Genomic DNA, 13,378 nt, shown 5'->3' with positions numbered 1-13,378 from the left:
TCACCTACTTTCGTTTGTCGAACCCGCATAATCAATAAGAACAAGTGTGATATTATCTTCTCCACCGCGATCATTTGCCAATTGAATGAGACACTGCCCTTTACCTTCAAGCTGTTCATTTAACTGTAAAATTTGTCGCATATCATCAATAGAAACTTTGTTTGATAACCCATCAGAGCAAAGAAGTAATTGATCATCTTCCTCAATCACCAACGTTTTAACATCTAACCCAACTTTTTCTTCTGTTCCTAATGCTCTTAATAACACATTCTTTTTCGGATGATACTCTGCGTCTTCCTTCGAAATTTCACCATGTTTCACAAGCTCATTTACAAGTGAATGATCTTCCGTTACTAGCGTCATTTCTCCTTCTGATACCATATAGCAACGACTATCTCCTATATGCCCTATTGTCACAAAGCTTGGTGTACAAACAGCTATTATAAGCGTTGTTCCCATACCATTACATTCTACATTTTGCTGAGCGTATTCATATATACGCTCATTAATAATCCCAACACTAGTATGTAACCATTGTTCTACTTTTTTCGGCTCATTCATATTATGTGTTTGCTTCCAATAATCATGGAATAATTGAATGGCCATCGAGCTAGCTACATCACCAGCTCGATGACCTCCCATTCCATCTGCTACTACCGCTAATACATTTCCATCTAAATTGTGAAAAACTCCTGCACTATCTTCATTATGTTGACGAACTTTTCCTTTATCCGATAGAAATACGGCTTTCATCTCGTCACCTCGTCTCTTCTTTGCGCTCCTTCGCACGCAACTGACCGCAGGCTGCATCAATATCATGACCTTGTTCACGGCGAATCGTTACATTCACTCCACGATCTTTTAACGTTTTCTCGAACAAGAAAATTTGTTCACGTGGCGTACGTACATAATCACGTTCAGGTACGTAGTTTACCGGAATCAAGTTCACATGACATTTTACACCTTTTAAGAGCGCAGCAAGCTCTTCAGCATGCTCTACTTGGTCATTTTCTCCTCCAAATAATCCATATTCAAAAGTAATACGACGCCCTGTTCTATTTACATAGTATTTAATAGCTTCCATTAAATCTGGTAATTTATAAGCACGGTTAATCGGCATTAATTTTGAACGTAATTCTGAGTTTGGAGCATGCAATGAAATCGCAAAATTAATTTGTAGATCTTCTTCAGCAAACTTATAAATTTTCGGGATAATTCCACTCGTCGAAACAGTCATATGTCTCGCACCAATATGAAGTCCTTTTTCATGGTTAATGATGCGTAAGAATCCCATTAAATTATCATAGTTATCAAATGGTTCTCCAATCCCCATAACAACAAGAGAACTTACACGTTCTTCCGTTTCATCAAGCGCACGCTGAACTTCTACTACTTGCGCTACGATTTCTCCAGCTTCTAGGTTTCGCTTTAATCCACCAAGTGTCGAAGCACAGAACGTACACCCAATACGACAACCCACTTGCGTTGTTACACAAATGGAATTTCCATATTCGTGTCGCATTAATACCGTTTCAATAGAATATCCGTCATATAATTGGAATAAGAATTTAATTGTTCCATCCGAAGACGTTTGTTTTACTAACGTGTTTAAAGTAGTAATATCAAAGGAATTCGACAATTTATCACGCAATCCTTTAGAAAGGTTTGACATATCCTCATAATTTTTTACACGTTTTTTATATAACCAATCAAAAATTTGTCCAGCACGGAACTTCGGTTCTCCTTGTTCCTTTAACCAATCTTGCATTTCATGAAGTTGTAAAGAGTAAATTGATGGTTTCTTCATTTCTAAATTTTTCTTTTGTTTTCTTACAGTCGTTTCCATGATGCTACACCTTCTTCCTTAAACAAGCAATATAAAAGCCATCCGTCGCAAAATAATGCGGTAAAATTTGCACTTGACCTTCATCAATATACGGAGTTAAATTTTCTGGCATACGCTCTTTAAGCGTAGTATCCCATTCAAATTCAGGATGTTCTTGTAAAAATTTCTCTATTACTTGTTCATTTTCTATTTTCTCAATTGTGCACGTACTATAAACAAGACGACCGCCTTGTTTTAATAATGGTGCTATTTTTTCTAGTATTGCAATTTGAATCGTCGATAATCTTTCACTATCGCCTTTATCTTTTCCTAACTTAATATCAGGTTTACGTCTAATTACACCAAATCCAGAACACGGTGCATCTACCAATATTTTATCAAACGTTTCATTTGCAAAGTGCTCTTGCACTTTTCTAGCATCTAGCGCTTTAGTTTCGACATTTTCTAGACCAAGTCGCTCTGCTTGCTGTTTAATTAAACGTACTTTGTGTGCATGTAAATCAAGGGACATGACCTTACCAGTTCCCTTTAATCGTTCCGCGATATGCGTTGTTTTTCCGCCTGGAGCAGCACAACTATCAAGAACTGCATCTCCCGTATTCGGTTCTAAAGCGCGTGCTACAAGCATAGAACTTTCATCTTGAATAGAAAGAAATCCTTTTTTAAACGCTTCTGTATGCGCTACATTTCCTCTTTCAATCTGAATAGCATCATCTGATAAGTCACCACGTTTTGCTTCTATACCTTCACTTGCCAACAACTCAATCGCTTCTTCTACAGTTACCTTATCAACATTCACACGCGCTGTTGGTACAGGGGGTAACATGTTTACTTCGCACATTTTTTCTGCAGTTTCTAAACCGTATTCTGAAGTCCACTCTTGGACAAGCCAAACTGGATGACTTGTTGTAATTGCAAGACGTTCTACTGGATCCTTGATTTCATCTACAGAAGGTACACCTTCTCTCTGAATCGAACGTAATACACCGTTCACCATACCAGCAATTCCTTTATGCCCGCGACGCTTTGCAATCTCAACCGCTTCATGAATAGCCGCTCTTTCTGGCACTCGGTCTAAATAAATCATTTGATATAAAGATAAGCGAAGCAATACTCTTACCCACGCCTCAACCTTCTTTTTTAAAAAAGGCTGTAAATAATAATCTAATGTGTCACGACGTTGAATCGTTCCATATACAATTTCAGTTAATAAACCAATATCTTTTCTATCAATTGCACTTTTTTCAATTAGATTATTTAAAAGTAAGTTGCTATATGCACCACTTTTTTCCACTTGAATTAAACCATCAAGAGCTAATTCACGAACATTTTGTCTCATGCATTTTCTCCTAACTTCGTTCCAATTTCAGGTTTTGTTCCACGTAAAAATTGTGAACAACTCATACGCTTTTTACCAGAAGGTTGCAATTCAGTAATTTTAACACCTGTTTCATTACTCGTTGCTACAACAAAACCATCTTCTTCGATTGCAACAATCGTACCTGCTTCAGCCGGTTCAGTTATAGGCACTTTTTCCCCCCACCATACTTTAACAACTTGTCCTGCTAAAGTTGTATAAGCAACTGGCCATGGATTCAATCCGCGAATGTGATTGTATACTTCTTCACCTGTTTTTGTCCAATCAATTTTCTCTTGCTCACGTTTTATATTGTACGCAAACGTTACTTCTTCTTCGTTTTGTTTAATCGGTTCTAACTTACCTTGAATTAATAAAGGCACTGTTTTAGATAGAAGGTGTGCTCCTGCTTCACTTAATTTATCAAATAATGAGCCTGTCGTTTCACGCTCTTCAATTTCAACTTCCACTTGCGTTAAGATATCACCAGCATCCAATTTTTCTACCATATACATAATTGTAATACCTGTTTTTTCTTTACCTTCCATAATTGCATAATGAATTGGTGCACCACCACGAAGTTCAGGAAGTAAAGAAGCGTGAACATTAATACACCCATACTTTGGTGCTTCTAAAATTTCATTTGGTACAATCTGCCCAAATGCAGCTGTTACAATTAAATCTGGCTCTAATGCCAATACTTTTTCATATTCATCTTTTTCACGAATTTTTAACGGCTGTAACACAGGGATACCATGTTTTTCCGCTTCAACTTTAACAGGTGTAGGTGTTAATACTTTTTTTCTACCTACTGGACGATCAGGTTGCGTCACAACACCTACTACCTCATAGCCATCTTCAATAAGACGACGAAGCACCGGCACTGAAAAGTCCGGTGTTCCCATAAACACTACTTTTATCATTTAAAAACCGCTCCTTTTAACACCTATTCTAGTTCGTTTTCTTCATAATATCTTGTCACTTTCGATGTAAATAAAACACCGTGTAAATGATCAATTTCATGTTGAATTGCACGCGCTAAAAATCCTTCCGCTTCTAATAAGAATACTTTCCCACGGCGATTTTGCGCTCTTACTTTAATATAATCGGCACGTTCTACTTCACCATAAAGTCCCGGGAAGCTTAAACAGCCTTCGGGACCTACTTGTTCACCACGTTTTTCTAATATTGATGGATTGATTAACTCGATTTTCCCAGTATCATCATCTACATCAACAACCGCTACTTGCAAGCTTACACCTACTTGAGGCGCAGCTAAACCGACTCCGTCCGCAATTAACATTGTTTCATGCATATCTTTCAACAATTTCACTAACTTTTTATCAAAGTTAATTACTCTTTCGCATGGTGTTTCTAACACTTCATTTGGATGCTTTATTATTTCTAAAACTGCCATATTTCCCTCCGCTACATTAACATTGTTGGATTAAAATCAATTGAGATTTGTAGCTCTTTTTGCATTTCTGCTTGATAATGTTCATTTACCATTTTGAGCACGTTCTTTAAGTTTGGTTCCCGTTTGTATTTTATCATGCATTGATAACGATATCTATCTTTTATCCTTGGAATCGCTGAAGCAACTGGTCCTAGCACCATTGTTTGCTGTGAGCAATGCGTTCGTAAATACGAGGCAATTTTTTCCGTCACTTGTACCGCTTTTAATAATTCTGGATGAGATACAGTTACGAGTACAACATAGTAATATGGGGGATATTGTCTTGTTCGTCTCATTTGCATTTCTTGGTCAAAAAACACATCATATTGTTGGTTCTTCGCTAACTCTATACTGTAATGTTCTGGCGTATACGTTTGAATCACAACTTCCCCTGGCAATTCATGTCTACCCGCTCGTCCACTTACTTGCGTCAGTAACTGATATGTCTTTTCACTCGCCCGAAAATCAGGTAAGTGAAGCATCGTATCTGCAGTTAAAACCCCAACGAGCGTTACTTTCGGAAAATCTAATCCTTTAGCAATCATTTGTGTTCCAAGTAATATATCTGCTTTTTCTTCCCCAAACGCCTTTAATAATTTTTCATGCATTCCTTTTCGACTTGTCGTATCTACATCCATTCGAATGACTCGTGCCTCTGGAAATAGTTTTGTAATTTCTTCTTCTACCTTTTGTGTACCTGTACCAAAGAAACGAATGTATGTACTTTGACAAGCTGGACACTCAGTTGGCATATTCTCTTCGTAACTACAATAATGACATTTTAAACGATGATTCATTTTATGATATGTCAATGAAATATCACAATGCGGACATTGGACAACATACCCACAATCACGGCACATAACAAATGTAGAATGACCTCTTCTATTTAAAAAGAGTACCATTTGTTCTTTCTTTTCTAATCGATCTGCTATTTTTTCATGCAGCGCCTTAGAAAACATTGATCGATTCCCGTCACGAAGTTCTTCTCGCATGTCAACAATCTCTACCGTTGGTAAAGCTTGTTCATTCATACGTTTTTCCATTGTTAATAGTTCATAAACACCTTTTTTCGCCCTTGCAAACGATTCAAGTGTTGGTGTCGCACTACCAAGAACGATAGGACATTTATGATATTGTCCTCTCCAGACAGCTACATCTCTTGCATGATACCTCGGATTATCTTCTTGTTTGTAACTTGATTCATGCTCTTCATCAATAATAATAATCCCTAAATTCTCAAAAGGCGCAAAAACAGCTGAACGCGCACCAACTACAACTTTCACTTCTTTTCTTAAAATCTTACGCCACTCGTCATACTTTTCTCCAACAGACAACGCACTATGAAGAACTGCAACTTGCGAGCCAAACCTACCTTTAAAACGATCCACCATTTGGGGCGTTAGTGCAATTTCAGGAACAAGAACGATAGCTTCTTTTCCTTTCTTGAGCACTGCTGCTATAGATTGTAAATATACTTCTGTCTTTCCACTTCCTGTAACACCATATAGTAAAAATGGATTATAAGTTTCATTTGTAATTGATGATAAAATCGGTGTAATAACTTGTTTTTGTTCCTCCGTAAGTGGAAATGGTTTTGTTTGTTCAAAATCATCATCGTCATACGGATTTCGGTATACTTCCACATACTTTTCTGAAATGAATCCCTTTTTAACAAGTGCTTTTATTGGAGCATCTGTTATTTGTAACTCTTCTGTAATTACTTTCAACGGTGTACTTTTATAATTTTCCACAAAATAATAAAGTACATCTTGTTGTTTTTTACTTTTCAGTTCAAATGCCGCTAATTCCAATTTATCTTCTGGCAACTCCGGCTGAACCACTCTTTGCTTCTTCTTTTGTACTTTATCTTTCACTTGATAAGCGACTTCAACCGTACCATTTTTAATTTCTTGTTGAATAGTTCGGTATAAATGTGGCTGTTGCTCGATTACTTCAAAATCAATTGCTTCTTTATCCTGAAATAAATATAGTATTTCAGGTGCTATTTCTTCCTGTTTACAAAGTTGTAGACGTTTTTTATACGTTGCTTTTATCGCAGTTGGAAGCATCACTTGAAAAGCTGAAATCATGTAGCATAACGTTTCACTTGTAAGCCAATATCCAAGCTTTAATAATTCATCATTTAAAACCGGTGTTACATCTAATATTTCATGGATTGTCTTTAACTTCTTACTTTCTACATCCACCGAATCTTTAATCCCAATAATAAAACCTTGCAATTTTCTTGGCCCAAACGGAACTACTACACGCATTCCTGTCTGTACAATATCTTCCCATTTTTTAGGAATAATATAATCAAATGGTCGATCTGTCTGACGGGCAGGTACATCAACAATTACACTTGCAAATTTCATAAACGATCATCTTCTAACATCATTTCAATTTGCTTCAATATTTCACGAGCTACCTCTTTTTTCATTAAAAGTGGCAACTCAATAACTTTTCCATCTTTTCTATACATTGTTACAATATTCGTATCCGTGCCAAATCCAGCTCCTTGCGCTTTTACATCATTCGCGACAATCATATCTGCATTTTTCTCACGTAGTTTTTTCGTTGCATATTCCTCTACATTTGTCGTTTCAGCAGCAAAACCGATAAGTAACTGTTTATCCTTTTTCTGACCTAACGTTTTTAAAATATCCACCGTTCTTTCAAGTTCAATGACAGCATCACCATTTTGCTTTTTCATTTTATTCTCATGCACATATTTCGGACGATAATCTGCAACTGCTGCTGTTTTAATGACAACGTCTACGTTTTGATAATGTTGAAGAACTGCTTCTAACATATCTTGTGCAGATTCCACTTGCACTGTCGTTACATGTAACGGTGGATTTAATGCTGTCGGTCCTGAAACGAGTATAACATCAGCGCCTAAATTCGCTGCCACTTCCGCAATCGCATACCCCATTTTCCCAGAAGAAAAATTCGTCATAAAACGAACTGGATCAACCTTTTCACGTGTTGGGCCAGCAGTTATTAATATTCTTTTTCCCTGCAATGGTTTGTGTTCTGAGAAAGCTTCCTCTAACCGTGCAATAATTGCTTCAGGTTCTTCTAGTCGTCCCTTCGCTACATATCCACATGCTAAAAAGCCTTCCCCAGGCTCAATAAATGTATATCCTAGCGTTTTCAATGTCATCATATTTTTTTGAACTATTTTATTTTCATACATATGCACATTCATAGCAGGCGCAATCCATACCGGAGCTGTAGTAGCTAACAAAGTAGTTGTAATCATATCATCTGCAATACCACCAGCTAACTTTCCAATACAATTGGCAGTAGCAGGTGCGACAAGTACAACATCCGCCCAATCTGCTAAATCAATATGAGCAATAACAGCTGAGTCTTTCTCATCGAATGTATCCGTATATACATCATGGCGAGAAAGCGCTTGGAATGTAAGAGGCGTAACAAACTTCATTGCCGACTCACTCATCATTACTTTGACAATCGCGCCAGATTGTGTCAATTTACTCGTTAACGCAGCTGCTTTAAAAACCGCAATGCCTCCTGTTACACATAGAAGTATCTTTTTCCCTTTTAGCATATGACTCGTCCTCTTTCTTTTTCAAACTTATAATACTGAAATAGAATTCTCAGCTCGTCAGTACCAATATTTCATTCCTTTCGTAAAAAAATAACAACCTACTTGTAAATAGGTTGTTACCGTTACATAGAAAATTATAAAGTCTATGTTTTATTTTGTCGAAGGCAAAGGCTTATTCAGCTACTTTATCTTCACTTGGTACGTAGCTTAATGCTTCTGCATCGATTTCTTCTAATGCTTTACCTACACATTTATGAGAAACAGGTTTTTCTACAACACAGTTATTAGCAAGTTGCATTTCACGTGCGCGTTTTGCAGCCACTGTTACTAAAGTGTACTTAGAATCGATTTTTTGTAGTAATGAGTCAATTGATGGATTTAACATAATTATAGACCCTCCGTCATTTCTTTATAATATTTTGCTACCCTTTCGCGGCGGCAATGTTCGCCAACCACAATTGCTTTAATTCTATCACAAGCTAATTCAACTTGATCGTTTTCTACTACATAGTCGTAAGCGTCCATCATCTCGATTTCTTCTTTCGCTACAGTTAAACGATTTTCAATAACATCTTCAGTCTCTGTACCACGTCCGACAATACGGCTCTTTAGTTCAGATAAACTTGGAGGTGCTAAGAAAATAAATACACCTTCTGGGAAAGCTTTCTTAACTTGAATTGCTCCTTGCACTTCAATTTCTAAGAATACATCTTTTCCTTCTTGTAATGTTTTTTCAACATAGTCAATCGGTGTTCCGTAATAATTACCTACGAACTCAGCCCACTCAAGTAATTTTTCATTACGAATCATTTCCTCGAATTCTTCTCTTTCTTTAAAGAAATAATCCACACCATCTACTTCACCTTCACGCGGCTTACGTGTCGTTACTGAAATAGAGTACTGAAAACGTGTATCCTCATGGCTAAACAGCTCTTTACGAACCGTCCCTTTTCCAACCCCAGAAGGCCCTGAAAGAACGATGAGCAATCCTCTTCTACTTCTCATAAATATGTAAAACCTACCCTTCCTCACTTAAATCTTCTTTATTATTCAAACGATGTGCAATCGTCTCTGGTTGAATTGGACTTAATACAACATGCCCATCATCCATAACAATAACCGCCCTTGTTTTTCTCCCATACGTAGCATCAAGCAAAGCATTATGTTCGCGTGCTTCTTGTACTGTTCGTTTAATAGGAGCTGACTCCGGACTTACAATAGCAATAATTCGATGAGCAGATACAATATTTCCGTATCCAATATTTAAAAACCGCATGGCCATAGTTTGCGCCTCCTAGTAAGTCTATCCGATTTCTCCACCACGTATAACTTTATATATTTTTTGAAAGCTACTCAATATTTTGTACTTGTTCACGAATTTTTTCAAGGTTATTTTTCATTTCTACAACATATTTTGAAATTGTTAAGTCATTTGCCTTAGAACCAATCGTATTAATTTCTCTATGCATCTCTTGCACGATGAAATCCATTTTCCTTCCAACAGGCTCTTCAATCTGCAATGTTTCACGAAATTGCTCTAAATGACTTTGCAAACGAACTAACTCTTCATGAATATCACAACGCTCTGCAAAGATTGCGACTTCTGTTAGCAATCTTTGTTCATCTAGATCTTGATTATGTAATTCTTTTAAGCGATTTTCTAATCGTTCACGATATTTTTGTGTAACAATTGGTGCATGTGGAATAATCGCATTTACACAATTGCTAATCTCTTGTAAACGATACGCTATATCTTTATGTAATCGTTCTCCTTCGCCATCTCTCATCGTTTTCAACATATGAGCAGCTTGACGAACAGCCTCATATAAACTGTTCTCAAAATGTTCATTTACATTTTCTATTTCTTCAATTGCTGTTACTTCTGGCATTGCCATTAATTGTTCGAGTGTAATAGAATCTTGTAATTGAAATTTCCCTTTTATATCTTCCATCATCGATTGGTACTGCTCAAGAAGTGACCAATTCACACTTAATTTTCTTTCAACAAGTCCTTCACCTGCTATACTAATAGACACTTCGATGCGTCCACGTCGAACTTGCTGTGCAATTATTTTACGAATTTTGTCCTCAAATACCATCATTTGCTTAGGAAGTCGAATACTCATCTCTAAAAAACGGTGGTTCACCGATTTCATTTCTACTGTAATTTGAAAAGTATCACTTTCTACTTTCGATCTTCCAAACCCTGTCATACTAGAAATCATTTTTATCACATCCAAGCCATAAAATAACTCAATGAAAAAGGTAATAGAGACAAGGCTCTACTACCTTCTGTAAATTATATCACATTTTCATAACATTGACTATTTCAAGTTTAATCCCTTCTTATATAACATCGGCTTTTTCTTCTTAGCCTTTTTCCCTGTTAATAAAGAACCTACTAGTAAGAAAGTCGGAATTGATGACAAACCTCCAATTAATAACCAATCTCTTGCTTGTATCGGCATTGTGCTAAAGATCGGTTGTAACGGTGGATAATATATAACCACTAGCATAAGTAGTAACGAAATAATAACCGCCCCTACTAAATACACGTTCCCAAATGGATTACGGTGAAAGACAGAATGCTCACTACGACAATCAAATACATGAATAAGCTGTGCAAGTACCAACGTCGCGAACGCTACAGTTTGTGCATATTTCAGTTCATTTGGATGTTGGTTATACGCAATAATAAACGCCACTAACGTCACTGCTCCAATTAAAAACCCTCGACTTATTATTTTCCACGCAAGCCCTCTAGCGAATACCCCTTCTTTCGGGTGACGCGGTGTTCTCTTCATCACATCTCCTTCAGCCTTATCCAAACCTAATGCCATCGCTGGTAAACCATCAGTAACTAAGTTCACCCATAAAATTTGAATAGGAACCATCGGCAGTGGTAATGCAAGTAACATCGCAAATAACATAACTAAAATTTCTCCAACATTTGACGCCAATAAGTAGCGAATGAACTTACGTATGTTCTCGTATATATTTCTTCCTTCTTTAATCGCTGACTTAATTGTAGCAAAATTATCATCTAGTAAAACAAGTGAAGAGGCTTCTTTTGCAACATCTGTCCCTGTAATCCCCATCGCTATCCCAATATCCGCTGTTTTTATAGCTGGAGCATCGTTCACTCCATCACCTGTCATCGCTACTATATGTCCTTGATTTTGCAATGCTTTAACAATTTTCAATTTATGCTCAGGTGATACACGAGCGAATACATACGTATCTTCTACAACATTTTCTAATTCCTCCACATCCATATTCGCGAGTTCTACTCCTTCAACAACGCGTCCATCTGGTGGTAAAACTCCTAATTGTTCAGCAATCGCCATTGCTGTCACTTTATGATCACCTGTAATCATTACTGTTCGAATACCAGCTTCTTTACACTCTTTTACCGCCTGCGCGACTTCTGGCCTTGGCGGGTCAATCATACCTTGTATCCCAACCAACATAAAATCTTTTTCAACGTCTCTTTCATGTTCAATAGAATCCGTGACTTTTAAAGGTTTAAACGCAACTGCAATTGTTCGAAGCGCTTGACTACCTAAGCTATGAATAGCCGCCTGTACTTCTTTTCTATATAGCTCACTTAACGGCTGCTGCTTATCCCCCCATAAGATTGTTTGACTCATTTGCAAAAGAACATCCGGTGCTCCTTTCGTAACAATAAACTTTTTCCCCTCTCGATCTCGTACAATAACACTCATCATTTTTCGAGTTGAATCAAATGGAAATTCACGAATAATTTCAAATTTCCCTTTCAATGCCTCACGTGTTATCCCAGCTTTCATTGCTGCAGCTACAAGCGCTCCCTCTGTTGGATCCCCATCTAATACGTACGCCTTTTTCTTTTGAATAATATTTGCATTGTTACATAGTGAACCAAATGTAAGTAGCTGATAAAGTGATTTTGTCTTAGCTGGATTCACTTCTTTTTCACCTTTCATAAAAGAGCCATTAGGTTCATATCCTTGCCCTGTCACTTTCCACAATTCTCCGCCTGACCACATATGTGTTACCATCATTTTGTTTTGTGTCATTGTTCCCGTTTTATCAGAGCATATAACAGAAGCGCAGCCTAACGTTTCTACGGCCGGTAACTTCCTTACAATTGCTCTCTTTTTTATCATACGCTGTACACCAAGTGATAAAGCTACTGTAACAATTGCTGGCAATCCTTCTGGAATAGCCGCAACAGCTAGCGATACCCCAGCTAAAAACATATGATATACTTCATTCCCTTGATACACACCAGCCAATACAACGAGCGCTGTCAAAATAAGAGCTACAATAATTAATATTTTTCCGAGCTGTTCTAACCTTCTTTGCAGTGGCGTTTCCATTTGCTCTGCATTTTGCAACATATTTGCAATTTGCCCCATCGCTGTATTCATACCAGTTGCTACAACGACTCCTGTACCAGATCCTCGCGTAATCATTGTCCCCATAAAAGCCATATTTTTTTGATCCCCAATTGCAACATCTTGCCCTTGCAGTGCTTCTACCTTCTTTTGTACAGGTACGGACTCCCCTGTCAAAGCAGACTCTTCAATATATAAACTTGATGCCTCAACAAGACGCACATCAGCCCCAATACGATCACCACTGGAAAACTTAATAATATCACCTAAAACAAGTGCTTTAGATGGTGCTTTTACCCACTTTCCATTCCGCATTACAGTAACTTGCGGGGCAGCTAGTTCCTTTAAAGCTTCCAATGATTTTTCAGCTTTTCTTTCTTGAAAAAAGCCGAGAATACCATTGATAATAACAATGGCAACAATAGCAATAGAATCAATGTATTCACCTAAAAACGCAGAAACAATTGTTGCTCCAAACAAAACGAGTACCATGAAATCTTTAAACTGTGCTAAAAATACCATTAGTGCAGAAGGCCTTTTTGCTTCTTCTAATTCATTAGTACCAAATTTCTTTACTCGCCCTTCTGCTTCTTTCTCTGTAAGTCCAACCTTTACATTCGTATTCGTTCTTTCTTCCACTTCATGTGCTCGCATTCCATACCAGTTCATCCTGCTATCGACCTCCTGATTCCAGACATACTCTATTGAAAGCTTATTCAGCCTCGTCCAAAAAAATGCTATAATTAACATTTAGTTAGAA

General features: G+C 37.3%; 12 protein-coding genes. All 12 read right to left on the bottom strand.

Annotation, left to right across the window (positions count from 1 at the left end; all coding sequences use genetic code 11):
• Positions 1–753 carry a Stp1/IreP family PP2C-type Ser/Thr phosphatase gene (locus tag HMAS_RS05225; protein WP_000648707.1) on the bottom strand — a complete coding sequence of 251 codons (753 nt, stop codon included), beginning with the start codon at positions 751–753 and terminating at the stop codon, positions 1–3.
• Between the two features lie 4 nt (positions 754–757).
• Positions 758–1,846, bottom strand: coding sequence for a 23S rRNA (adenine(2503)-C(2))-methyltransferase RlmN (rlmN, locus tag HMAS_RS05220; RefSeq protein ID WP_000450537.1), 1,089 nt, complete (start codon positions 1,844–1,846; stop codon positions 758–760).
• A 4-nt stretch (positions 1,847–1,850) separates the two neighbouring features.
• On the bottom strand, positions 1,851–3,185 hold the full coding sequence (rsmB, locus tag HMAS_RS05215; RefSeq protein WP_116344714.1) for a 16S rRNA (cytosine(967)-C(5))-methyltransferase RsmB: 1,335 nt from the start codon (positions 3,183–3,185) through the stop codon (positions 1,851–1,853).
• Positions 3,182–4,126, bottom strand: a complete 945-nt coding sequence (gene fmt, locus HMAS_RS05210; RefSeq protein ID WP_000598804.1) for a methionyl-tRNA formyltransferase — start codon at positions 4,124–4,126, stop codon at positions 3,182–3,184. The genes rsmB and fmt overlap by 4 nt, the downstream gene beginning before the upstream one ends.
• A 23-nt stretch (positions 4,127–4,149) precedes the next feature.
• Positions 4,150–4,620: a peptide deformylase gene (gene def / locus HMAS_RS05205; RefSeq protein ID WP_000279455.1), complete on the bottom strand. Its 471-nt coding sequence runs from the start codon at positions 4,618–4,620 to the stop codon at positions 4,150–4,152.
• 11 nt (positions 4,621–4,631) lie between these two features.
• Entirely contained in the window at positions 4,632–7,037 is a 2,406-nt protein-coding gene (priA, locus tag HMAS_RS05200; protein WP_116344713.1) for a primosomal protein N', read from the bottom strand.
• Positions 7,034–8,239, bottom strand: coding sequence for a bifunctional phosphopantothenoylcysteine decarboxylase/phosphopantothenate--cysteine ligase CoaBC (gene coaBC / locus HMAS_RS05195; protein WP_000911750.1), 1,206 nt, complete (start codon positions 8,237–8,239; stop codon positions 7,034–7,036). Before coaBC ends, priA begins: the two co-directional genes overlap by 4 nt.
• 172 nt (positions 8,240–8,411) lie before the next feature.
• Complete coding sequence (gene rpoZ, locus HMAS_RS05190; RefSeq protein WP_000933960.1) at positions 8,412–8,624, bottom strand: DNA-directed RNA polymerase subunit omega; 213 nt, start codon at positions 8,622–8,624, stop codon at positions 8,412–8,414.
• 2 nt (positions 8,625–8,626) lie between these two features.
• Complete coding sequence (gene gmk, locus HMAS_RS05185) at positions 8,627–9,244, bottom strand: guanylate kinase (protein WP_001257741.1); 618 nt, start codon at positions 9,242–9,244, stop codon at positions 8,627–8,629.
• A gap of 13 nt (positions 9,245–9,257) precedes the next feature.
• On the bottom strand, positions 9,258–9,521 hold the full coding sequence (gene remA / locus HMAS_RS05180) for an extracellular matrix/biofilm regulator RemA (RefSeq protein WP_001251456.1): 264 nt from the start codon (positions 9,519–9,521) through the stop codon (positions 9,258–9,260).
• Between the two features lie 67 nt (positions 9,522–9,588).
• The gene (locus HMAS_RS05175) at positions 9,589–10,464 is read right to left on the bottom strand and encodes a YicC/YloC family endoribonuclease (protein ID WP_000625866.1); all 876 of its coding nucleotides are present in this window, start codon (positions 10,462–10,464) and stop codon (positions 9,589–9,591) included.
• Positions 10,465–10,563: 99 nt separating this feature from the next.
• Positions 10,564–13,287 (bottom strand): calcium-translocating P-type ATPase, SERCA-type, encoded by a 2,724-nt coding sequence (locus HMAS_RS05170; RefSeq protein WP_001104778.1) that lies wholly within the window; start codon positions 13,285–13,287, stop codon positions 10,564–10,566.
• Positions 13,288–13,378: the final 91 nt, after the last annotated feature.

Origin of the sequence: Bacillus sp. HMA207 (assembly GCF_003402455.1) — a bacterium.
GTDB classification, from domain to species: domain Bacteria; phylum Bacillota; class Bacilli; order Bacillales; family Bacillaceae_G; genus Bacillus_A; species Bacillus_A cereus.
Note: the sequence above shows the minus strand (reverse complement) of the source record. Positions and strands in the feature narration are given on the sequence as shown.

Coding starts and splice junctions, on each gene's coding strand:
- rlmN (WP_000450537.1), bottom strand. CDS start 1,846: ATGGAAACGACTGTAAGAAAACAAAAGAAAAATTTAGAAATGAAGAAA.
- coaBC (WP_000911750.1), bottom strand. CDS start 8,239: ATGCTAAAAGGGAAAAAGATACTTCTATGTGTAACAGGAGGCATTGCG.
- remA (WP_001251456.1), bottom strand. CDS start 9,521: ATGGCCATGCGGTTTTTAAATATTGGATACGGAAATATTGTATCTGCT.
- gmk (WP_001257741.1), bottom strand. CDS start 9,244: ATGAGAAGTAGAAGAGGATTGCTCATCGTTCTTTCAGGGCCTTCTGGG.
- HMAS_RS05225 (WP_000648707.1), bottom strand. CDS start 753: ATGAAAGCCGTATTTCTATCGGATAAAGGAAAAGTTCGTCAACATAAT.
- rsmB (WP_116344714.1), bottom strand. CDS start 3,185: ATGAGACAAAATGTTCGTGAATTAGCTCTTGATGGTTTAATTCAAGTG.
- HMAS_RS05175 (WP_000625866.1), bottom strand. CDS start 10,464: ATGATTTCTAGTATGACAGGGTTTGGAAGATCGAAAGTAGAAAGTGAT.
- def (WP_000279455.1), bottom strand. CDS start 4,620: ATGGCAGTTTTAGAAATAATAAAGCATCCAAATGAAGTGTTAGAAACA.
- fmt (WP_000598804.1), bottom strand. CDS start 4,126: ATGATAAAAGTAGTGTTTATGGGAACACCGGACTTTTCAGTGCCGGTG.
- HMAS_RS05170 (WP_001104778.1), bottom strand. CDS start 13,287: ATGAACTGGTATGGAATGCGAGCACATGAAGTGGAAGAAAGAACGAAT.
- priA (WP_116344713.1), bottom strand. CDS start 7,037: ATGAAATTTGCAAGTGTAATTGTTGATGTACCTGCCCGTCAGACAGAT.
- rpoZ (WP_000933960.1), bottom strand. CDS start 8,624: ATGTTAAATCCATCAATTGACTCATTACTACAAAAAATCGATTCTAAG.